The organism is Cryobacterium sp. HLT2-28, assembly GCF_004402495.1.
GTDB classification, from domain to species: Bacteria; Actinomycetota; Actinomycetes; order Actinomycetales; family Microbacteriaceae; genus Cryobacterium; species Cryobacterium mannosilyticum.
The window spans coordinates 1-21824 of sequence record NZ_SOFH01000001.1 but is presented as its reverse complement, the minus strand read 5'-3'; the positions used below and the strand labels follow the sequence as shown (position 1 = coordinate 21824).

Sequence of the window (21824 nt, the reverse complement as noted above, 5' to 3'; positions counted from 1 at the left end):
CTGCCGGAGGGGCCGGATTGGACACACACGCACTCACCTCGCTCATCAGCGAGGTGCTGTCCCTGGTCGGCCTGGTCCTCGGCGTGACCCTCTATCTGGCGGGGGCGTTCGTGCGCGGGATCAAGGGGCGGTGGATCCCGGCCGACGGGGTGATCGCCGCGTCGGGGCCGGGAACCGTCATCCGCTGGTTCGACCAGGACGGCGAGGTGCACGAGTGCCCCGCGACCACCCACGAGACCCACCGGCTTTCGCCCGGGCAGGATGTCCCGCTCTGGTTCAATTCCCGGACACCCTGGCACTGCCGCACCCACGCGCCGGAGATCGAGGGCAAGGGGCTGCGGCTGACCGGGCTGATCCTGCTCGGCACCGGCCTGGCCGCGGCCGTGCTCGGCTTCGTGCTGATGTTCGTCTGATTCCCCGGCGCTCCAGGCGGCCCTTTAGCTGGAGGGCGCCTCCTTCGGGGTGGCCAGGTGCTCCCCGAAGAAGGCGTCGATCCGCTGCCACGCGTCGGCCGCGGCCACCGGGTCCGGCCCGGCACCGAGGATGCGCTTGAGCACGAATCGCAGCACCGGCGGCCCGCTCTCGGCGTCGTTGAGGAAGGCATGCCCGGCGCCCGGGTACTCCGTGACGTCGTGCGGGATCCCGCGCCGCACGAGCGCGGCCTCGAGCGTGCCGGCGGCTCCCCTCAGCGACGCGTCGGTCGCGCCGTAGCTGGCCACGATCGGGCAGGCCCCGATGAGCGCCTCGTCGAGGTCCTTGGGCAGGCGCCCGTAGTTGACGGATGCCGCGTCGAAGCCGCGTGCGGCTGCCACCAGGGCGAAGCCGCCGCCCATGCAGAAGCCGAGCACTCCGACCTCGCCGGTGCAGTCCGGCCGATCGAGCAGGAACCGGCGCGCGGACTCGATGTCGACGAACGCGCGGCCCTCGCCTGCCTGGAGAGCACGGAATGTCGCGGTGAGGCACTTGCGCGGTCCGCCCTCGGTGAACAGGTCGGGCATCAGGGCCAGGTAGCCGGCCTCGGCCATCCTGGCCACCTGGCGCCGCATCACATCGGTCAGCCCGAATGCCTCGTGCACGAGCACCACCCCGGGCCACGGGCCGTTCCCGGCCGGAATGCCGAGGAGGGCGGTGAGCCCCGCGCTGCCTCCGGACGCCCCCGGCAGGGTGAGATCGACGAGTTGTGGCGCGGTGCTCATGGTCATGGCAGCCTTCCTGTGCTGGCTGAATCGTAGCTCGGTTGCCGGGTCAGGCTTCTGTCGGGACGCCCCGGACCACGCGGGTCAGTCCCGCCGGGACAAGGACCGATCCCGAGATCGTATCCCCTGTCGTGAGTTCGATGCCGAACGCGGTGTAGTCCGCGTCGATATCCGTGTGATTGATCACAAAGGTGAAGTCGCCGTGGTCGCTCGTGCGAGTCACCACCTCGATACCGGGCGTCGACGTGGATTCGATGCCCACCGAGGTCAGAACCTCGCCGAGGAGGGCCTCGAGCCCGGCGCCCGCCAGCCGGGTGGAGACGTACCAGGCCGACCCCGAGCCGAGGGTGTTGCGTGTGATCGCGGGGCTGCCTGCCGCGGGGCCGTCGACGTATCGGGCCACTACCTCGGCTGTTGAAACCTGGATGTCGTCGGCCCAGCCAGTGCCGAACCGCCCGTCGCTTAGGCTCACCGATTCGTGGTCCCGCAGCGGGAGGAATTCGTGGATGGAGAGGCCGAGCACGTCACGCAAGGCCCCCGGGGCCGCCCCTGGGTAGACGGCGTCCTGCTCGTCGACGATGCCGGAGAAGTAGGACATGAGGAGGGTACCACCGCCGTTGACATAGGTGGCGAGATTGGCGGCCGAAGCAGGCCCGAGCAGGTAAAGGCTCGGCGCGATGACCAGGTCGTAACCGCCGAGCTCTGCGGCCGGGTGCGCAAAATCGATCGTGACGGAGCGATTCCAGAGAACGGAATAGAACGCCTCGATGCGCTCCCGGTGGTCGAGTTCCACGCTCGGCCGCCATTCCAGGTCCTGGGCCCAAAACGATTCCACGTCCCACAGGATCGCGACGCGGGCGTGTACACGGCTCGTGCGGATGGGCTCGAGACAGCCTAGGGTGGCTCCGAGCTCAACAACCTCGCGCCAGGCCCGGGTCCCGGCACCGGCGTGGGGGAGCATGGCCGAGTGGAACTTCTCCGCGCCGTACCGGGAGGCCCGGAATTGGAAGAAGAGGATCCCGTCGGCGCCCCTGGCGAGGTGGGAAAGGGAATTGCGGGCGAGTTCCCCGGCTCTCTTGGCGATGTTGCGTGGCTGCCAGTTGACCGCGCCCGTGGAGTGCTCCATCAGGATCCACGGTGACCCGCCGGCGAGGGAACGGGTGAGGTCGGCATCCATGGCCAGCAGGATGTGGTTGTCGGCGCGTTCGGCGACGAGGTAATGGTCGTTCGAGATGATGTCGACCTCGCGGCTCCATTTCCAATAGTCCACCGAAAGGCAGTTGGTGGCCATGAAGTTGGTGGTCACCGGGATCTCCGGCGTGAACCGGCGGATGGTGTCGCGTTCGTTGATGAAGCATTCGAGCAGGGCATCGGAGGAGAAACGCTTGAAGTCGAGGCGCTGGGTCTGGTTCGTCACGGATGCGGAGAGCCGGGGCGCATCGATTTCGTCCCATTCGCCGTAACACTGGCCCCAGAACGGGGTGCCCCACGCCTCGTTCAGTGCCGGAAGGGTGCCGTAGCGCTTCTGCAGCCACAGGCGGAATGCCGCGACGGAGTAGTCGTCGTAGGACTCGCTTATCGGAGCCCCGTATTCGTTGTGGACGTGCCAGAGCACGAGCGCGGGGTGGCCGGCGTACCGCCGGGCAAGCTGCTCCGTGATGTTCGCGGCGGCGCGGCGGTATTCCGGCGAGCTGGGGCTGACGAGGCCACGGGAGCCACCGGCGAGCCGCACGCCGTCCCGGGTCACGGGGCGTGCCGCGGGGTACTTCTTCCAAAACCAGGCCGGGGGAGCGGCGGTCGGGGTGGCCAGGTCGATGTCGATGCCCGCCGCGTGCAGCATGTCGAAAAGTTTGTCGAGCCAGGCGAAGTCGTATTCGCCTTCGCGGGGTTCGAGCAATACCCAGGAGAAGATGCCCAGGCTGACCAGGTTGATGCCGGCGTCCTTCATAAGAGCGATGTCATCGACCCAGACCTCAAGCGGCCACTGTTCCGGGTTGTAGTCGCCGCCGTAGCGTAGACCGGTCGTACCGCGCATCCAGAGGCCTGACTGGCCCTTGGCAACTCGGGAGAGTGAGTCGAATGGCATGAGTGTGTCGCTCCTTTGACTGTGTGCGCTCCCAGTTTTATCACAGGAGTTGACGATTTAGAAGAAAAATTCTGCCTAGTTGACAACTCGGATACTCGTGTGAGGTACTAGAACCGCTCACAGCCCAAGTAAACTCTTGTTCACCGAGGCGGGGCGCACCCATCACAGCACCAGCTTTCTTCAAGGAGGACGAATGCGCACTTCATTCCGTGTCGGAGCAGTGGCCATGGCCGCTGTCGCCGTTTTGCTCATGTCAGGCTGTTCCAGCCCGGCCACCGGGGGCGACACCAGCGCCCCGGTCTCCCTGTCGTATTGGGCGTGGGCGCCCAACCTCGACAAGGTGGTCGACATCTGGAACAAGGCGCACCCGGAAATTCAGGTCACGGTTCAGAAGCAGGACGGCGGCGACCCCGCGATCACCAAGCTGCTGACCGCCATCAAAGCCGGCAGCGGCGCCCCGGACTTGATCCAGGCCGAATACCAGAAGATCCCCACGCTGGTCGCCGCCGACGCGCTCGCCGACATCTCCGGCACCATCGGCTCCGACGTCAAGGGTGCTTTCGCCGACGGCATCTGGAACTCGGTGACCCTCGGCAGCGATGCGCTGTACGCGATCCCGCAGGACACCGGCCCGATGATGTTCTATTACCGCGCCGACGTCTTCGAGAAGCTCGGCATCGCCGTCCCCACCACCTGGGACGAGTACGCGGCCGCCGCCCGAACGATCCACGCAGCCAACCCCGATGACTACCTCGGCACCTTCTCGTCCGGAGATGCGGGCTGGTTCACCGGGATGGCACAGCAGGCCGGTGCTTCCTGGTGGGGTATCGACGGTGACGCCTGGAGCGTCGACATCGACAAGACTCCGACCCAGAAGGTCGCCGCATACTGGGGCGGGCTGGTCGAGGAGGGCGTCATCGACAACAAGCCGATGTACACGCCGGCCTGGAACGCCGGCCTGAACACCGGCACGCAAGTGGGCTGGCTGAGTGCCGTCTGGGCTCCCGGCGTGCTCGCGGGCAATGCCGCCGACACGGCAGGCCTCTGGAAGGCTGCCCCGATGCCGCAGTGGGATGCCTCGACTCCCGCGACCGGAAACTGGGGCGGTTCGTCCACCGGTGTCACAACCCAGTCGACGCACTCCAAGGAAGCCGTGGAATTCGCCACCTGGCTGAACACCGACCCGGCCGCGGTCGCAGCCCTGGTCAGCACCGCGAACATCTACCCGGCCGATGCGGCCGCGGCGAAGTCCGCGTTGACCGCGGCGCCGGCCTTCTTCAGCAACCAGCCTGACTTCTACACCGTCGCCGCTGATGTCGCGAAGACTGCCTCTCCGTTCAACTACGGTCCCAACGTCAACGTGGCCTACAGCGCATACAACGACGAATTCGCCAAGGCAGCGGATGCGAAGACGAAGATCGCCTTCGTCGCAGCGGTCACCAACATGCAGAAGATCACCACGGACGACCTGGTCAAGAGCGGGTTCACCGTCAAGTAGCACCCATCGGGGAGACCTGCCCGCTGCCCGCAACCGGGCTGGTCTTCCTCTCGCATTTCCCTTTTCGATTGAGGATCACCTGTGACTGCGACTGTGACCGAGGCGCCGACGCCTCGAACGCGAACCGACACCCCCTCGAGTGCGCGAACGGGCAACTTTCGTTCCCGAGTACTCACCCCCTATCTCATGCTGGCGCCAGGGATCATCCTGTTCGTCTCGTTCATGGCTGCCCCGATCGTCTACACGCTTTTTCTCAGCCTGCAGAAGAAGCAGGTCAAGGGGCTCGGGCTCGGCTCGGGCAACCGCACCACGGCATTCGCCGGGCTGGACAACTACATCGCGTCGCTGACCAACGCCGATTTCGGCGCAAGCGTCTGGCGAGTGCTGCTCTACGGGCTCGTCCTGATCCCGCTGATGCTCGGCCTGGCCCTGCTTTTCGCCCTGCTGCTCGATTCGCGACGCACCAGGACAACGGGATTCTCCCGGACCGCGATCTTCCTGCCGTTCGCTGTACCGGCCGTGATCAGTTCGCTCCTCTGGGGCTTCCTGTATCTTCCCGCCGTGAGCCCGTTCTACTGGGTCTTCGACCGTCTGGGCTGGGATGTCGCCGGGATCCTGGACTCGTCAACGGTGCTCTTCGCAATCGCGAATATCGCGCTGTGGGGCGGCGTCGGTTTCAACATGATCGTGATGTATACCTCCCTGAAGGCCGTTCCGACCGACATCTACGAGGCGGCGAAGCTCGACGGTTGCACCGAGGTGCAGGTCGCCTGGCGGATCAAGATCCCCATCATCGCTCCGTCCATCGTGATGACCGCCCTCTTCTCCATGGTCGCCACGCTGCAGGTGTTCGCCGAACCGACGACCCTGCGCCCGCTCACCAACAGCCTCTCCACGAGCTGGTCCCCACTTATGCTCGTCTACCGGGACGCGTTCACCCGCGACGACATCTATTCGGCGGCTGCGACCTCGATCATCATCGCCGTCGTCACCTTTGCCTTCTCATTCTTGTTCCTGCGAGTCGTGCAGAAACGAGCATTCGGCCAGGAGGACTAGACCGTGACCACCCTCAGCATTCCCCGCCCCCACTCCCTAAAGGCCCGCAGGGCTTCTGCCGACTCCATTCGAGTCAAACCGAGCTACGTGTCCACCGGAATCCTGCTCATCGGCGCTGTCTACTGCCTGTTCCCGGTATTTTGGGTCGTCATGGCCGCCAGCAAGAACAGCTCCGAGCTGTTTTCCACCTTCACCCTGATGCCGAGCACCCACCTCTGGGACAACATCATCGAACTAACCCAGTACCGGGGCGGACTGTACTGGCGCTGGGTCCTCAACACGGCGCTCTATGCGGGGATCGGGGCACTCGCCTCTACCTGGATCTCCGCGATTTCAGGTTACGTGCTGGCCAAGTTCGAATTCCCGGGCAAGAAGGCCGTGTTCTCCGTCCTGTTGATGGGCGTCCTCGTCCCGGGGGTCATCCTGGCCATCCCGCAGTACTTCCTCTTCGCTTCGGTCGGGATGACCAACACGTTCTGGTCCGTGCTGCTGCCGCAGATCATCAGCCCGTACGGCATCTACCTGGCGCGAATCTACGCCGCCGCGTCCGTTCCGACCGATGTCATCGAGGCCGCACGCACCGAAGGCGCCGGCGAACTGCGCATCTTCAATCGGATCGCGCTGCCGATGATGGCCCCCGGGCTCGTGACGATCTTCCTGTTCCAGTTCGTCGCCGTGTGGAACAACTTTATGCTGCCGTACATCATGCTAGGCAACGATGCGCTCTACCCGGTCACGGTCGGCCTCAGCGGCCTGCTCAACCAGGGTGCGACCGCGCCCGCCATGTACACGCTTGTCATCACCGGTGCGCTGCTGTCGATCATCCCGCTCGTCATCCTGTTCCTCGTGCTGCAGCGCTACTGGAAGGTTGACCTCGCTGCCGGAGCAGTCAAGTAGGCGTGGGGCGGAAACCAGGCGAAGGTAGGATTTGTCCGTGACCCCGCCCCCCGCAAAACGTCGTCCGACGATCGATGATGTCGCCGCCGAGGCGGGCGTCTCCCGCGGCACGGTCTCGAGAGTCCTGAACGGCGGCCACTGGGTCAGCCCCGATTCGCTGCTCAGCGTGAATGCGGCCATCAAAAAGTCCGGATACCGCGTCAACCCGCACGCAAGGAGCCTGGCGACGAGCCGGGCGAACTCTGTGGCATTCCTGCTGACGGAAGACCAGGAACGCCTGTTCGAAGACCCCAACTTCGCCGTGCTGATGCGCGGAGCGTCCAAGGCGCTCTCCCGGCACGACATCTCCCTCGTGTTGATCATGGCCGGTAACGAGGACGAACAACGCCGGGCCACCGAGTTCGTCACGGCCGGCCACGTCGACGGCGTTCTCCTGGTGTCCTCGCACAGCAGCAGGCACGGGCTGATCTCGGACATCGTGGCCGCGGGCATCCCCGCCATCGCGTGTGGAGTGCCGCTCGGCTTCGAACGCAAACTCGGCTACGTTGCCGCCGACGACTACGACGGGGCCCGGGAAATGGTCAGCTACCTGCGCGGTACCGGGCGCATCCGCCTAGCGACGATCACGGGCCCGAGTGACACATCAGGCGGAATGCGGCGCTACGAGGCGTACGTCGACGAGCTAGGTGAGGACTTCGACGAAACCCTTGTCGTGCACGGCGACTACAGCCGCTCGAGCGGCGCGGCAGCCATGACGGAGTTGCTGGCTCGTCACCCCGACCTCGACGCGGTCTTCGCCGCAAACGACATGATGGCGGCCGGCGCGATCGACGCATTGACCGGTCTCGGCCGGAGAGTGCCGGAGGACGTCGCCGTCGCCGGATTCGACGACGCTCCCGTCGCACTCACGACTGTCCCGCCGCTCACCACCATGCACCAGCCCTTCGACCGCATCAGCGAAGAGATGGTCCGGCTGTTGCTCGAAGTGATCAACGGAGGGCGGACCGCCGCGATGGTCGTTCCCACCGACCTGATTGTGCGCGGATCGGCGTAAGTTCACCGCGGCGGCCCCTCAAGGCCTCAGTCCGCGCAGAAACGAGCTGCACGAGGATTCGTCGATCCGACCCAGCGGTAGGCAGCCCCACCCGTTCACCGCGGAGACAGGCCGGCGCCCCGGCACCGGCTCCACCAGGGGGACCCCGCAATGCGCTCAATCCTTATCACAACCGCCGTCACGGCCGCGCTCTCCGCGGCACTGGTCGCGACCACGCTGGCCACACCGGCCATGGCCGCCGAATCCCGCCCGGAAGACGACGGCCACGGAGCCGACCGACACTCCTCCTTCGACCTGCAGGCGCACCGCGGTGGGCGTGGCGAGTGGACCGAAGAGTCGACGGCCGCGTTCGCCCGTTCCCTGGAGCTGGGCGTGTCGACCCTCGAGCTGGACACCCACCTGACCCGGGACGACCAGGTCGTGGTCTGGCACGACGACATCATGACGGCCGCCAAGTGCGCGGACACCGCCCCGGCCTTCGCCGGCGATCCGGCATTCCCCTATGCGAACGACCGGGTGCGTGACCTCACCCTGGCCCAGATCCGCACGATGGACTGCGGCTACCAGCAGCTTCCCGGCTTCCCCACCCAGACCGTGATCGCGGGGAACCGCATCGCCCTGCTGCAGGACGTCTTCGCCCTGGTCGACGAGTACGACGCCCGGAAGGTTCGCCTCAACGTGGAAACCAAGGTCGAGGTGGCCGGCCCCGACGGCGCCGACGAGATGGCGGCCCTGACCCGGGCCGTCGTCGGCGAGATCGAGGGGTCCGGCCTGGCCGGGCGCACCACCCTGCAGAGCTTCGACTGGGCATCCCTGAATCTCACCCGGGAGATCGCGCCGGATCTCGCCCGGGTCGCCCTGTCCAGCGGTGACGTCTGGCTGGGCGTGGGAGCCCCCGGCATGAGCCCGAACCTCGGGGGGATCGACATCGACACGTTCAACGGTTCCCTCGCGCAGGCCGCCGCCGCCCAGGGCTACGACGTCATCTCGCCGAACTTCGCCTCGGCCACCCCGGCGATGATCGAGGAGGCGCATTCCCTCGGCCTCCCGGTGATCCCGTGGACCGTCAACGAGCCGGCCGACGTCAGCACCCTGATGGACGAGGGCGTCGACGGTATCATCACGGACTACCCCAGCCGGGTGCGCCAGATCATGGCCGACCGGGGCCTCGCGCTCCCCCGCCCGTACACCCGGTAGCCGGATGCCGGCGGCGGCTGAGACGTGACCTCACCCGACGTGGTGGACCGAACCGGTCTCGCCGTGTACCGTGGTCAGACCACAGCCGCCGCCGGCTCTCAGCGCGGCTTCCGCCCCAACGCCGAGGAGGACCCTGTGCCAGCCACCGAGCGTCGCGCCTGGGAAGTCGTGCTGGAAAGCATCGAAGCCGACCTCCTCTCCGGCCGGCTCTCCCCCGGCGACCACCTCCCCGCCGAGCGTGCCCTCGCCGCCGACCTGGGCGTCGGACGGTCCAGCGTGCGCGAGGCGCTCCGGGTGCTCGAGGTGCTCGGGCTGATCCGCACGGCGGCAGGGTCCGGCCCCTCGGCGGGGGCGATCATCGTCGCCCTGCCCGGCGGCGGGATGTCGGCCCTGATGCGGCTGCAGGTCGCGGCGCGGGGGTTCCCGGTCGCCGACGTGGTGAAGACCCGGCTCATCCTGGAGGCCGCGGTGGTGACCGAGCTGGCCGGGGCATCCGCGCGCCCTGACCTCGCCGGGTCGACGCAGCTGCTCGACGCGATGGACGCCCCCGACCTGACCGAGGCCGAGTTCCTCGCGCTCGACACCCAGTTCCACCTCTCCCTGGCCACCGCCTCCGGCAACCAGGTGATCACCGCCACGATGGCCGGGCTCCGGAACGCCATCGAGGGCTACGCGCGGGCCGGCGCGCTCGGCCTGGCCTCCTGGCCGGAGACGTCCGCCCGCCTCCGGGGCGAACACCGGGGCATCCTCGCCGCCATCGCCGCCGCCGAGCCCGAGCCGGCCCGCGCGCGGATCGTCGCCCACATCGAGGACTACTACGCCGAAACCCACGACCACCCGCTCCACGCCTGACCGCGTGGGCCGGAACCCACCTGACCCCCACCGAACGGACACCCACTGATGGTTCAACGACGAATCCCCAAGATCGCAGACCTGGCCCCCCTGATGAAGTTCAAGGCGCCGGAGCTGAACGCGAGGAAGCGCCGGCTCGAGGCCGCGCTGACCATCCACGACCTGCGCACGATCGCGAAGCGCCGCACGCCGAAGGCCGCGTTCGAGTACACCGACGGCGCGGCGGAGTCGGAGATCTCCCTCGCCCGGGCTCGCCAGGCGTTCGAGGACATCGAGTTCCACCCGGCGATCCTCCGCGACGTGTCGGCGGTCTCCACCGGCTGGGATGTGCTCGGCGCCCCCGTGGCGTTGCCGTTCGGGATCGCGCCGACCGGCTTCACCCGGATGATGCAGACCGAGGGTGAGACCGCAGGCGCCCACGCGGCCGCGAAGGTCGGCATCCCGTTCTCGCTGTCGACCATGGGAACCACGTCGATCGAAGACGTCCAGGCGGCGAACCCGGCCGGGCGCAACTGGTTCCAGCTGTACATGTGGAAGGACCGCGACCGGTCGATGGCCCTCGTCGACCGGGCCGCGAAGGCCGGCTTCGACACCCTGCTGGTGACCGTGGACGTGCCCATCGCGGGCGCCCGGCTCCGGGACAAGCGCAACGGGTTCTCGATCCCGCCCGCCCTGACGGTGGGCACGGTGCTGAACGCGCTGCCCCGGCCGGAGTGGTGGATCAACTTCCTCACCACCGAACCCCTCGCCTTCGCCTCCCTCGACCGGTGGAGCGGCACGATCGGGGACCTCCTCGACACCATGTTCGACCCGACCGTCACGTTCGAAGACCTCGCCTGGATCACCGCGCAGTGGCCGGGCAAGATCGTCGTCAAGGGCGTGCAGACCGTGGCGGATGCGACCCGGCTCGCCGAACTCGGCGTCGACGGCATCATCCTCTCCAACCACGGCGGCCGGCAGCTCGACCGCGCCCCGATCCCGTTCCACCTCCTGCCGCGGGTGGTCCGCGAGGTCGGGACCGACCTCGAGGTGCACCTGGACACGGGCATCATGAGCGGTGCCGACATCGTCGCCGCCGTGGCCCTCGGCGCCCGCTTCACCCTCGTCGGCCGCGCCTACCTCTACGGGCTGATGGCCGGCGGCGAGGCCGGCGTCGACCGGGCCATCGAGATCCTCTCCGGCCAGATCAGCCGCACCATGCGGCTGCTGGGCGTGAACTCGCTCGAGGAACTCGAACCCGGCCACGTCACCCAGCTCGCCCGGCTGACCCCGATCGACCGGTCGGCCGGCATCCCCGCCACCACCTGACCGACGCGCTCAGATTCTCGCTTCACAGCCGAGTGACGCGGTGGGCAGCACTCCGCCGCTCCGAATCGTCGAGGTCAGCAGTGCCGTCCGCTACCACCCGCCATTCTTTGCTGAAATCGACCTTTTCGGTCGAGGCAGACGGGTGTGCCGGGCGGTTTCGACCGGAAAGGTAGATCTCGACGGAGGCGGAGAGGGGAACGGCGGTGCCGGGGATGGTGGCGGTGGCGCTAGGGTGCCGGGCGCGGGGTCGTGGCGACGAGATGGCGTTCCAGCGTCGACGCGATCTCTCCGAGCTCAACCTGGCTCTGCGCCACCGCGATCACGAAGTCGAAGGCCTCGTCCGTGGGCATGACGACCCGAAAGCCGTTCAGTCGCAGAAATGCCAGGGTCAGAATCCAGGACAGCCGCTTGTTTCCGTCGAACAACGGATGATTCTGTGCCAGTGACGACATCAATGCGGCGGCCTTCAGCTCCATGGTCGCATACGCATCCTCGCCGAACATGCCCGCCGCAGGGCGCGCGAGCGCAGAAAAGAGGAGCCCCTTGTCGCGCACGTGCAGTCCGAGGTGCGCGACAACGGCCAGGGCCTGCTCCGGCTCGATGTAGTCCACCATGAAAGCGTGCGCCGAACTGAGGCGACTACGCGTCTTCGAGTCGGGTCAGCAGTTCTGAGTACTCCGTGGTTATCTCATCCACGCTCACGAGCACACGCTCCGTCCTGGACTCCTGGCGCGTGAAGCGATCTGCCGCCTCAATGAGCAAGGCGTGCTTCGAGGTGTGGCGCTGGCGAGCCAGTGCCTCCAGTGCGGAGTCGATCGGCGGGGGGAGTCTGACGGTCATGGCCATGCCAAGATGGTACCACTGTGATACCACGGAGCGGAACAGCCCGGAACCCTATTCCGGGCGGGGCTCCACGGCCCCGAACTCCTCGAGCGCGGCGGCGAGCTGGGCGACGGCCCAGTCGATGTCCTCTTCCGAGACCACTATCGGCGGGGCCAGCCGCACGGTCGAGCCGTGGGTGTCCTTGGCGAGCAGACCCCGCTCCAGCAGCGCCTCGCAGACGGCACGGCCCGAGGCCAGGACCGGGTCGATGTCGATCCCGGCCCAGAGTCCGGCGCCGCGCACGGCGACGACCCCGTGGCCGATCAGGCCCAGCAGTCCGGCGTGCAGCCGGGCGCCGAGGACGCGCGCGCGCTCCTGGTACTCGCCGGTGGCGAGCAGCTCGACCACGGCGAGCCCGACCGCCGCGGCGAGCGGGTTGCCGCCGAAGGTGGAGCCGTGCTCGCCCGGGCGGAGCACGCCGAGGACGTCTGTGTTGCCGACCACGGCGGACACGGGCACAATGCCGCCGCCGAGGGCCTTGCCGAGCAGGTAGAGGTCGGGCACGACCCCGACCAGGTCGCAGGCGAAGGTGGCACCCGTGCGGCCGAGGCCGGACTGGATCTCATCCGCGATGAAAAGCACGTTGTGACGGGTGGTGATCTCGCGCACGGCGGGCAGGTAGTCCGCCGGCGGCACGACGATTCCGGCCTCGCCCTGGATCGGCTCGAGCAGCACGGCGACGGTGTTCTCGTCGATCGCGGCCTCGAGCGCCGCGGCATCCCCGTAGGGAACCGTGCGGAACCCGGGCGTGAACGGGCCGAAGTCCTTGCGGGCCGACTCGTCGTCGGAGAAGCTGATGATGGTGGTGGTGCGGCCGTGGAAGTTCTCGCCGGCCACGACGATGTTGGCCAGTCCGGCCGCGACGCCCTTCACCCGGTAGCCCCAGGCCCTGGCGACCTTGATCGCCGACTCGACCGCTTCGGCACCGGTGTTCATCGGCAGGACCATGTCCTTGCCGGCGAGCTTCGCGAGCGCGGCGACGAACGGGCCGAGCTGGTCGTTGTGGAAGGCGCGGCTGGTGAGGGTGATCCGGCCGAGCTGGGCGCGCGCGGCCTCGAGGAGCACCGGGTTGGAGTGCCCGAAGTTGACCGCGGAGTACGCCGCCAGGCAATCCAGGTAGCGCTTGCCGTCGACATCCGTCACCCAGGCGCCGTCGCCGGACGCGACGACGACGGGCAGCGGATGGTAGTTGTGCGCCGCGTGGTCGTTCTCGAGGGAGATGTAGTCGGCCGGGGCAAGCGTGCGGCCGGCCTGCAGGTCGGTCATCGGCGCAGCTCCAGGGTGCAGCACTTCACGCCGCCGCCGCCGAGCAGCAGCTCGGACAGGTCGACGCCGATCGGGTTGTAGCCGCGCTCGCGCAGCTGGCGTTCGAAGTCCTTCGCCCGGGCCGCGATGACCACGTTGTAGCCGTCGGAGTAGGAGTTGAGGCCGAGGATGGCGGCGTCCTCCTCGGTGGCGATCACGGCATCCGGGTAGCGCTCGCGCAGGATGGCCAGGCTCGGCTCGTCGAACGCGCTGGGAAGGTAGGCGATGTTCGTGTCGTCGAGCACGGCGATGGCCGTGTCGAGGTGGTAGAAGTTCGGGTTGACCAGGTTGAGCGTGATCACCGGGCGGCCGTAGATCGCCGACACCTCTTCGTGGCTGTTCGAGGCGCTGCGGAAGCCGGTGCCGGCCAGGATGACGTCGCCGACCAGGAGGAAGTCGCCCTCGCCCTCGTTGATCTCCTGGGGCACCCGCACGTCGAAGCCGTTCTCGCGGAACCAGTCCATGTAGGCCGGGCCCTCGGGCTGGCGCTGCGGGTAGGTGAAGGCTGCGCCGTAGGCGATGTTGTCGATGACGAAGCCGCCGTTGGCCGCGTAGACCATGTCGGGCAGGCCGTCGATCGGATCGATCAGGTGCACATCGAAGCCGAGACCGACGTAGGTGTCGTAGAGGGTCTGCCACTGTGCAACGGCCAGCGCCGTGTCGGTCGGCACTGCCGGGTCCATCCAGGGGTTGATCCGGTAGACCACGGTGAAGTAGCTGGGCTTGCACATCAGGATCGTGCGCTTGAGCGCGGTGCGCACGGGTGCCTCCGGGGAGACGAGCGCATCGAGATTGGTCGACATTGGGGCTCCTTCGTCTGCGTTCCGCCGCTCTGGGCGAAACGGAACGCGGGGGTGGATGGCGGACCAGGTCACTCACGAGAGCCCTGCCCGGCTGAAACCGAACACCATGCAGGGACGCCGGTCCCAGTCTCACACAGCATGAATCGGTATTTCCTGCGAATTCACGCTCGATTCCTGCGTGCTGCGCGATCGCCGCGCACCGAACCGAGCGGATCCGCCCGCACCCGGAAGGGGCCGGTGATGGGGCCGGCGGGGCCCGCCGACACGGATGCCTGTGCCGGGCCGCCGGCGGGCACGGGACATCGCGCAGCTATCTAGTGATTCCCGCCGTTGAGCGCAAATTTGCTGCGCAGGTCCCCCCGCAAGCGCAACGATTTCACCTAGACTCGCGGAATGGACAACCTCGACCGTGGCATTCTCGACCTTCTTCGCCAGAATGCCCGCGCCGGCTACGGCGATATCGGCTCGGTCGTCGGCCTGTCGGCGTCGGCCGTGAAACGGCGAGTCGACAAGCTCGTCGCGGACGGCATCATCCGTGGTTTCACGATCCAGGTCGACCCGGCCATCGACGGCATGAGCACGGAGGCCTACGTCGAGCTGTTCTGCCGGGGCACCGTCGCGCCCGACGAGCTGCTGCGCATCCTCTCCGGCGTGCCGGAGGTGGTGGACGCCGGCACGGTGACCGGCAGCGCCGACGCGATCGTGCACATCCGGGCCCGCGACATCTCGGGGCTGGAGGCCGCCCTCGAGAAGGTGCGGCTGGCTCCGAACGTGGACCACACCCGCAGCGCGATCGTGCTCTCCCGGCTGATCCACCGCGCCGCCGAGTAGCCCCGCGGCGTGGGGCGGGCGGCTAGGAGATCGGGACCGGGCGACGGGTGACCGGGGCCAGGAACCGGATCAGGGTGACTGCGGCGATCGACCCGGCGCAGAGGATGCCGGCGAGCACCACGATCTGGAACCGGCCGGCCTCGAGGGGGCTCGCCCCGCCGAAGATCGCGCCGACGAACGCCCCGGGCAGCGTGACCAGGCCCGTGGTCTTCGTCTGGTCGGTCGACGGGATCATCGCGAAGTACACGGCCCGGCGGGCGAGCTCCCTCGTCGACTGGCGGGGAGTCGCCCCGAGCGCGAGCCAGCCCTCGACCTCGTCCCAGTGCTCGGTGACGGCCTCCCCGAACCGGCGGCCGGTGAGAGTCGCGATCGACATCGCATTGCCGATGATGATCCCGCCGAAGGAGAGCACATATCGCGGGGAGAATTCGATCGCGCCCACGGTGAAGACCACGCCGAGGGTTGCCAGGATCCCGATTCCCATCGACACGGCAACCCAGCCGAAATGCTGCCGGGTGGCGCCGATCCGGCGGTTGACGGTGCTCACCGCCGCGACGAACATGACGGTGAGCCCGACGCCGACCCAGAACGGATCGGAGATGATCCCGCTGAGGATCAGGCTGATCGCCGCGAGCTGCAGGGCGCCGCGGAGCACCGCGAGCGCCGGGGCGAACGGATGCGGCACCCGGTAGGCCGCAAGCACCAGGGAGACGATCGCGATGAGCAACAGGATGCCCACCAGGCTCGGCAGGAGCCCCGCCACTTGGGCGGGCAGGTCGCGGGGCCAGGTCACCCTCCGAGCCTAGCGACCTACGGGCTGAGCTCGGCCAGCGCGGCGAGGATGCGACGCTGCCGGGTCTCGGCGGCCTTCGCACCCTCCACGGCCAGCACCTGCCGGCGCTGGTTGCTGTAGGACAGCGCCTCGAAGGCCGCGCGGGCGCCCGGCTGCGCGTCGAGCGCCGCGGTCAGTTCCGCGGGCACCGCCACCTCGCGGGCTTCGGTGTCGAGAGCCAGGTCGACCTCGATCTCGTCACCCGCTGCCACCCCGGCGAGCGCCCGGTTCTCCGCGCTCATCGCGACCATGTACGCGCCGCGATAGGGCGCGACCGAACTGCGATAGCTGTGCGCGCCGATGGTGACGACGACCGGATGCCGCCTGCCGGCGCCCAGGGACGCGACGACCTCGTCCGGCACGCGGATCCCGGTGGCGGTCTTGCCGCCCAGTTCGAGCACGGTCGTGAACTTCATGAGTCGAGTATGCCCCGCTGTCGGCACCGAAGCGTCGCTCACCGGACCGGCCTCGGTAGATTGATACATAGTCCGCACAAAGGAGCTCTCGTGCCCATGATCCTGACGCTTGACCCGCACTCGCCGACACCGCCGTTCGAGCAACTGCGCAGCCAGGTGATCGAGGGCGTGCGGAGCGGCGCCCTCGCCCCAGGCGACAAGCTGCCGACCGTGCGCCGCCTCGCCGACGACCTCGGCCTGGCCGCGAACACGGTCGCCAGGGCCTACCGCGAACTCGAGCGCGACGACGTGATCGAGACCCGGGGCCGGCTCGGCTCCTTCATCGCCGTGTCCGGGGATGCCACCCACAAGCAGGCGCAGCTGGCCGCGATCGCCTACGCCGAGCGGGTACGGGCACTCGGCGTGGGCGAGACTGAGGCGCTCGCGATCGTGAGGGCGGCCCTCGGCATCCGCCCCTAACGGCGGGCTAGCTGCCGGAATCGTCCACGACGAAACGGACCGTTACCGGTACGACGCCGCGAGCCGCCGGAAGCCCTCGTCCAGGGTCACCTCGGGCATCCAATCGAGGTCGGCGCGGGTGCGGCGCTGGTCGAACCAGTGCGCGGTCGAGAGCTGTTCAGCCAGGAACCGGGTCATCGGCGGTTCGTCGGCTCCCGGCCGCACCCGCCAGGCCGCCTCGATCAGCGACCCGGCGCCGCGGGCGAGCGCCGCGGGCACCCGCCACTCCGGGGCAGGCACCCCCGCGGCCGCACACATCCCGGCGAGCAGTTCGGCCACCGGCCGAGGCTCGCCGTTGGTGATCACGTAGGCGCGCCCGTGCACGGCGTCGGCGCGCTCGAGCGCGGCGGCGATCGCCGAGGCGGCGTTGTCGATGTAGGTCGTGTCTATCAGGGCGGCGCCGTGGCCGAGCAGCGGTAGCCGGCCGGCGCGGGCCCGGTCGACGATGCGGGCCACGAGCTGGGTGTCGCCCGGACCCCAGACCAGGTGCGGCCGCACCGCGACCACGCGCAGCGCCGGCGAGTCGGCGGCCAGCGCGACCAGCTCGGCGCGCGCCTTCGTGCGGGCATAGTCGCCGCGGGCCCGGGCGGGGTCGGCCGGGAGCGCGTCCTGCCCGACGATGGATGCCCCGGCGTGCGCCACCGAGGGCGACGAGACGTAGACGAAACGGGAGACCCCGGCATCCGCCGCCGCGGCCAGCAGGGTGCGGGTGCCACCCACGTTCACGGCTTCGAACTCGGCCGGGTCGCCGGCGAGGGAGACCTTGGCGGCCAGGTGCACCACCGCGTCCATGCCGGCGACGGCCCGGGCGACTGCGGCCGGGTCGCCGATCGAGCCGCGCAGGTCGGTCACGCCGGGCGACACCCCGGCGAGCCCGGAGGGCCGGCGTTGGAGGGTGCGCACCTCGTGCCCCACGGCCGCGATCCGGGCGGCGACAAAGCGGCCGAGGAACCCGCTGGCCCCGGTGACGAGCACCCTCACAGGCGGGTCATCCGCCCGCCGGAGAGCACGGTCTCCGCCCAGCGGGCGAGCCGGCTGCGGTCGATCTTGGAGTTGTGACGGATGTCGGTGGGCAGGCGCGGCACGACCAGCACGGCGGCGAGCGGCAGCCCTGCGGCGTCGCGAACCAGGGCCGCGAGCCCGGGCGTGGCCAGTGCGACCCGGTGCGCGGGCGGCAGGGTCTCGACGACGGCGACCGGTTGCTGGGTTCCGGCCGGGCCGACGCCGACGACGGCGGCGCGGGCGATCTCGGCCACGCCCTCGATCCGCTGTTCGGGGCCGACCGGGGTGAGCACCCCGGTCGCGGTGGCGATGACGTGGGGCAGGCGGCCCTCGATCCAGAGCCGGCCGGCCGAGTCGAAGTGGCCGACGTCGCCGCTGCGGTGCCAGCGTTCCCCGGCGACCGCGCCGCGCCGGGCGGCCCGGTCGGTGAGCCAGAGCCGGGAGTAGTGGTCGAGGGTGTGCGGCGCGGAGACGACGATCTCGCCCGTGACGCCCGCGGCATCCGAGAGCTCCCCGGTGGCGGCCCCGTCGGCGTCGAGGGCGCTGATCCGGATGCGGGTGGTCGCCGCCGGGCGCCCGACGCAGACCCCGCCCGGGCCGGCCAGGTCGGCGAGGGAGGTCGGGGCGGCGTCGCGGATGCCCTCGAGGGTGATGTCGGTCATCAACAGGCCCTCGGTCATCCCGTAGGGCGTGTGCGCGCTCGCCCGCGGCATGAGCCGGGCGGCGCCGGCGAGCAGCGGCTCGGCGACCGGGGCGCCCGCGGAGAGGAAGCTGCGCACGCCGGCGAGGGCCCGGTGGTCGGCGGGGGTGAGGGCGGCCTCGGTGGCGACGACGTTGGCCAGGGCGGCCGGGGAGAGGAAGACGACGGTGGCGTCGATCGCGGCGACGGCCGCGGCGACGGCGGTCGCGGTGAGGGTCTTCGGCGAGGTGACGTCCATGTCGGGGGTGACCGAGCGGGCGCCGAGGGCCGGGCCGAGCAGGGCGAACGGCGCGAAGCCGGCGACGAGGCCGGTGCCGACGCCGACCCCGTACTGGGCGTGCAGCGCGTGGGCGACCGCGGCCAGCTGGGCGTGGGTGTAGACGACGCCCTTGGCCGGACCGGTCGAGCCGGAGGTGAACAGCACGGCCGCCGTGTCGCCGGGGGCGGGCGGGGCCGGCAGTTCCTCGGCGGCGCCGAGGGAGAGGAGTTCGGCAAGGGTGAAGGACACGTCCAGTGCGCGGTGCACCGCGCGGGGCAGGCGGGCGACGGAGATCTTCTGGCCGGGCCAGCCGAGGGCGCGGGCGGCGATGAGGCCGGGGGCGGCCCCGATCACGTGGTCGGGATGCGCGCCGCGCACGGCCCGGGTCAGGCCGCGGAGGCCGAGACCGGCATCGGCGACGACGACGATCGCGCCGATCCGCAGGCAGGCGTAGAGCACCGCGGTGAGGTCTGCGCCGGGCGGCACGAGCAGGGACACCCGGTCGCCCGCGCGCACGCCGATCAGGTCGAGGCCGGCGGCGAGCCGGCGCACCTGGCGGGAGAGCATCCGCCAGCTGACCACGCGCGGGCCACCGCCGCCGGGCGGCGACATGTCGACGAGGGCGGTCTCGTCGCTCTCGCGCAGCTCGTCGAGGTAGTGCCAGAGCGGATGGTGCGGGTTGGCGGCCCAGGCCGGCTGCGGGGTGGACGGGGTCGGGACAGTCGGGGTCGGGACAGGCTCGACCACCGCGGGCTCGGTCGGGACAGGCTCGAGCACCGCGGTCTCGGTCGGGACAGGCTCGAGCACCGCGGTCTCGGTCGGGACAGGCTCGACCACCGCGGGCTCGACAACCGGGGGTTCGAGCACCGCGGTCTCCCCCAGCCAGGTCAGCGCGGCCGCCGCGTAGTCCACGTCTTCCGCGACCAGGTGCCCGGCGCCCTCGTACCGGTGCACGTCGGCGTGCGGAAGCCGGGCGACGAGGTCGTCGAGGTAGCGGTCGCTGAAGACCGGGTCGCGGGGACCCCACAGCATCAGTGCGGGCACGCGGAGTTCGCAGACCCCTCCGGCGATCCGGTCGAGTTCGGCGGCGCTCTCGTGGGCGAAGTCCACCGGGATGTCGGCGACGAACGCGCCGATCCCGCCGCGCCGGGCGGCGCCGCGGTACGGCGCCCGGTAGGCGCGCCTGACGGCGGCGGCGAGCGGCGGATGCGCCAGCGCGAGCGTCGTCTCGAGGAACGCGGGCGTCGTCACGGTCGCGGCGGCCAGCACGGGGCCGGAGAGCGCGAGCCGCAGCGGCGCCGGGATCGGCGAGTCCTCCGGCTGGTGCACGGCGGTGTTGAGCAGCATGACCGCACCGAGTGAAGCGGGGTGGTCGACGGCCCAGCCGAGGGAGACGACGCCGCCCCAGTCGTGGCCGAAGGTGACCACCGGGCCGGCCAGGCCGAGGGTCTCGGTGAGGTCGCCGAGGTCGGCCACGCGGCGGGCGAGCGGGCGCACCGTGCCGGTGCGTTCGGAGAAACCCATCTCCAGCTGGTCGACGGCGATGACCCGCCAGGCGGCCTTGCCGGCGGCCGCGGCATCCGTCGCCGCCGAAACGAACTCGCGCCAGAGATAGGACCAGGTCGGGTTGCCGTGCACGCAGAGCACGGTGCCGACCGGGGTGACCCCGAGCTCGGCGAGCCGCGCGGCGTTGTCGAGCAGGTGCCAGGTGCGGGTGGCCGGAGTGGTGGCCCCGCTCTCGGCGACCTCGACCAGGCGGGAGAACGCGGGGTCGAGGCCGGGCAGCCCGCGCGGCGGAAGGGTCGCGGGGGCCGGCACGGCTGCCGCCCGCGGGAGGCGGTGGGTCCTGCCGGGACCGGTCACCAGGCGAGTTCCATCATGGCGGTGTTCAGGCCGCTGCCGACGCCCATCAGCAGCACCCGGTTGCCCGGCTTCAGGGTCCTGGCCTCTTCCGCGAGGGTGATCGGGATCGAGGCCGGGCCGACGTTGCCGAACAGAGGGTAGGTGAGCGGCACCCGCGCACGGTCGAGGCCGGTGGCCTTCACGATCGCGTCGGTGTGCACATCCGAGACCTGGTGCAGGATGTAGCGGTCCATGCTCGACCAGTTCCAGTCCCGCTTCGCCTCGGTCCAGGCCGAGACGACGAGTTCCATTCCGCCCTTGAGCAGCGCCTTCGCGTCGGTGAACATGCCGTCGACGCTGCCGACGCAGAGCCCGTTGAACTGGGTCGCGGCGCGGGTCACGCCGCCGAGCATCCGGTGGCCCTCCGGATGCCGATCGGCCCGCCCGAGCACGGCCGCGGCGGCGCCGGAGCCCAGGGTGAGGCTCGCGAACTCGCTCATGAAGTCCTTACGGGAAATGGAGGGCCGGCCGAGCCGCTCGATCGTGTTGGTCTGGATCTCGTCGGCGTCCTCACCGTCGATCACGACCGCATAGTCGACCTGGCCGGAGTCGATCAGCTGCGCGGCGAGGGTCATCCCGTTCACGAAGCCCAGGCAGGCGTTCGCGATGTCGAAGTTGGTGGCCGAGGACGGCAGGCCGAGGCCGTGGTGGATGCGCACGGCGACGGACGGCTCGAGGTGCTTGCGGGTGACCGAGGTGTTGATCAGCAGGCCGACCTGGCCCGGCTCGATCCCGGCCTCGTGCAGGGCGCGCTTGCCGGCGATGACGGCGGCGTCATCGAAGGTGGTGCCCGCATCCCAGTTGCGCCGTTCCTGCACCCCGGCGACGCGCTGGAGAAGGCCGGTCGGGAGCCGCAGCCGGGTGAGGGCGGGCTGCAGCCGGCCGTCGATCTCCGCCGACGTCGTGATGCGGGGCGCGAGCATGCTCGTGACCGACAGCAGGGCGACGTTGGTGTGCGTCGTCGTTGCGTTTCCGTCCAACTGTGGTTCCCCTGTCGAGTTTGCGGCCGCGGCAAGCCGGGGCCCCGGTCATCCTCCATCAGAAACCTGATCGTTGTCCGGTGCCCGCTGTACACGCCGGCCCCGGAGAGCGGCCGCCAACGCTCTATTTTACGCGCGTCGGCGGCCGCTCCCTTGCAGGGCGGGGAGCGGCGACTAGATGAGTGAGTCCTAATCGATTGTCGGTAGCGGTACACGTCTAGTCAGATCGGACTGGCCCGGCGTGGACGCTGTTAATCGAAGGCGGAGGGT

Annotated in this window: 21 protein-coding genes; 10 read left to right on the top strand and 11 right to left on the bottom strand. The window is 69.7% G+C overall.

The genetic code is table 11. The annotated features are described in order from the left end of the window. The first annotated feature begins 17 nt into the window (after positions 1 to 17). Positions 18 to 413: a DUF3592 domain-containing protein gene (locus E3O48_RS00105; RefSeq protein WP_134536845.1), complete on the top strand. Its 396-nt coding sequence runs from the start codon at positions 18 to 20 to the stop codon at positions 411 to 413. Between the two features lie 24 nt (positions 414 to 437). On the opposite strand, the gene E3O48_RS00100 is transcribed toward E3O48_RS00105, so the two are convergent. Continuing rightward, positions 438 to 1202, bottom strand: a complete 765-nt coding sequence (locus tag E3O48_RS00100; RefSeq protein ID WP_134536844.1) for a dienelactone hydrolase family protein — start codon at positions 1200 to 1202, stop codon at positions 438 to 440. A 43-nt stretch (positions 1203 to 1245) separates the two neighbouring features. Further along, positions 1246 to 3282, bottom strand: coding sequence for a beta-galactosidase (locus E3O48_RS00095; RefSeq protein WP_134536843.1), 2037 nt, complete (start codon positions 3280 to 3282; stop codon positions 1246 to 1248). Positions 3283 to 3475: 193 nt separating this feature from the next. On the opposite strand from E3O48_RS00095, the gene E3O48_RS00090 reads away from it, so the two are divergent. From E3O48_RS00090 to E3O48_RS00060, 7 genes are all read left to right on the top strand, one after another. Further along, complete coding sequence (locus tag E3O48_RS00090) at positions 3476 to 4780, top strand: ABC transporter substrate-binding protein (RefSeq protein ID WP_134536842.1); 1305 nt, start codon at positions 3476 to 3478, stop codon at positions 4778 to 4780. A 186-nt stretch (positions 4781 to 4966) separates the two neighbouring features. Then, positions 4967 to 5836: a carbohydrate ABC transporter permease gene (locus tag E3O48_RS00085; protein ID WP_134536841.1), complete on the top strand. Its 870-nt coding sequence runs from the start codon at positions 4967 to 4969 to the stop codon at positions 5834 to 5836. A gap of 66 nt (positions 5837 to 5902) precedes the next feature. Next, positions 5903 to 6733, top strand: a complete 831-nt coding sequence (locus E3O48_RS00080; RefSeq protein WP_174774724.1) for a carbohydrate ABC transporter permease — start codon at positions 5903 to 5905, stop codon at positions 6731 to 6733. A gap of 37 nt (positions 6734 to 6770) precedes the next feature. Next, positions 6771 to 7787, top strand: a complete 1017-nt coding sequence (locus tag E3O48_RS00075; protein WP_134536839.1) for a LacI family DNA-binding transcriptional regulator — start codon at positions 6771 to 6773, stop codon at positions 7785 to 7787. Between the two features lie 150 nt (positions 7788 to 7937). Beyond that, positions 7938 to 8984, top strand: coding sequence for a glycerophosphodiester phosphodiesterase family protein (locus tag E3O48_RS00070; RefSeq protein ID WP_134536838.1), 1047 nt, complete (start codon positions 7938 to 7940; stop codon positions 8982 to 8984). A 24-nt stretch (positions 8985 to 9008) separates the two neighbouring features. After that, positions 9009 to 9836, top strand: a complete 828-nt coding sequence (locus E3O48_RS00065; RefSeq protein WP_370248741.1) for a FadR/GntR family transcriptional regulator — start codon at positions 9009 to 9011, stop codon at positions 9834 to 9836. 48 nt (positions 9837 to 9884) lie between these two features. After that, positions 9885 to 11144, top strand: a complete 1260-nt coding sequence (locus tag E3O48_RS00060; protein WP_134536837.1) for an alpha-hydroxy acid oxidase — start codon at positions 9885 to 9887, stop codon at positions 11142 to 11144. A 227-nt stretch (positions 11145 to 11371) separates the two neighbouring features. Here E3O48_RS00060 and E3O48_RS00055 read toward each other — a convergent pair whose 3' ends face one another. From E3O48_RS00055 to ddaH, 4 genes are read right to left on the bottom strand one after another with little or no spacing between them, the layout of a single operon-like run. Then, the gene (locus tag E3O48_RS00055) at positions 11372 to 11758 is read right to left on the bottom strand and encodes a type II toxin-antitoxin system death-on-curing family toxin (RefSeq protein WP_134536836.1); all 387 of its coding nucleotides are present in this window, start codon (positions 11756 to 11758) and stop codon (positions 11372 to 11374) included. Positions 11759 to 11783: 25 nt separating this feature from the next. Then, positions 11784 to 11990 carry a hypothetical protein gene (locus E3O48_RS00050; protein ID WP_134536835.1) on the bottom strand — a complete coding sequence of 69 codons (207 nt, stop codon included), beginning with the start codon at positions 11988 to 11990 and terminating at the stop codon, positions 11784 to 11786. A 48-nt stretch (positions 11991 to 12038) separates the two neighbouring features. After that, positions 12039 to 13292 (bottom strand): ornithine--oxo-acid transaminase, encoded by a 1254-nt coding sequence (gene rocD, locus E3O48_RS00045; RefSeq protein WP_134536834.1) that lies wholly within the window; start codon positions 13290 to 13292, stop codon positions 12039 to 12041. Beyond that, on the bottom strand, positions 13289 to 14134 hold the full coding sequence (gene ddaH, locus E3O48_RS00040; protein WP_134536833.1) for a dimethylargininase: 846 nt from the start codon (positions 14132 to 14134) through the stop codon (positions 13289 to 13291). Before ddaH ends, rocD begins: the two co-directional genes overlap by 4 nt. 393 nt (positions 14135 to 14527) lie before the next feature. On the opposite strand from ddaH, the gene E3O48_RS00035 reads away from it, so the two are divergent. Then, positions 14528 to 14965 (top strand): Lrp/AsnC family transcriptional regulator, encoded by a 438-nt coding sequence (locus E3O48_RS00035; protein WP_134507851.1) that lies wholly within the window; start codon positions 14528 to 14530, stop codon positions 14963 to 14965. 22 nt (positions 14966 to 14987) lie between these two features. Here E3O48_RS00035 and E3O48_RS00030 read toward each other — a convergent pair whose 3' ends face one another. After that, entirely contained in the window at positions 14988 to 15758 is a 771-nt protein-coding gene (locus E3O48_RS00030; protein ID WP_241974666.1) for an ABC transporter permease, read from the bottom strand. 17 nt (positions 15759 to 15775) lie between these two features. Then, a complete protein-coding gene (locus E3O48_RS00025) occupies positions 15776 to 16213 on the bottom strand; it encodes a YdeI/OmpD-associated family protein (RefSeq protein ID WP_134536832.1) in 438 nt (145 codons plus the stop codon). A 96-nt stretch (positions 16214 to 16309) separates the two neighbouring features. Between E3O48_RS00025 and E3O48_RS00020 the strand changes: the two genes are divergently transcribed. Then, on the top strand, positions 16310 to 16672 hold the full coding sequence (locus E3O48_RS00020) for a GntR family transcriptional regulator (protein WP_134536831.1): 363 nt from the start codon (positions 16310 to 16312) through the stop codon (positions 16670 to 16672). Positions 16673 to 16714: 42 nt separating this feature from the next. Here E3O48_RS00020 and E3O48_RS00015 read toward each other — a convergent pair whose 3' ends face one another. The 3 genes from E3O48_RS00015 to E3O48_RS00005 are packed head-to-tail and all read right to left on the bottom strand — an operon-like array spanning position 16715 to position 21554. Further along, positions 16715 to 17692, bottom strand: a complete 978-nt coding sequence (locus E3O48_RS00015; protein WP_134536830.1) for an NAD(P)-dependent oxidoreductase — start codon at positions 17690 to 17692, stop codon at positions 16715 to 16717. Continuing rightward, positions 17689 to 20535, bottom strand: coding sequence for an alpha/beta fold hydrolase (locus tag E3O48_RS00010; RefSeq protein ID WP_241982324.1), 2847 nt, complete (start codon positions 20533 to 20535; stop codon positions 17689 to 17691). The genes E3O48_RS00015 and E3O48_RS00010 overlap by 4 nt, the downstream gene beginning before the upstream one ends. Next, positions 20532 to 21554 (bottom strand): 3-oxoacyl-ACP synthase III, encoded by a 1023-nt coding sequence (locus tag E3O48_RS00005; RefSeq protein ID WP_134536829.1) that lies wholly within the window; start codon positions 21552 to 21554, stop codon positions 20532 to 20534. The genes E3O48_RS00010 and E3O48_RS00005 overlap by 4 nt, the downstream gene beginning before the upstream one ends. Between the last annotated feature and the right edge of the window lie 270 nt (positions 21555 to 21824).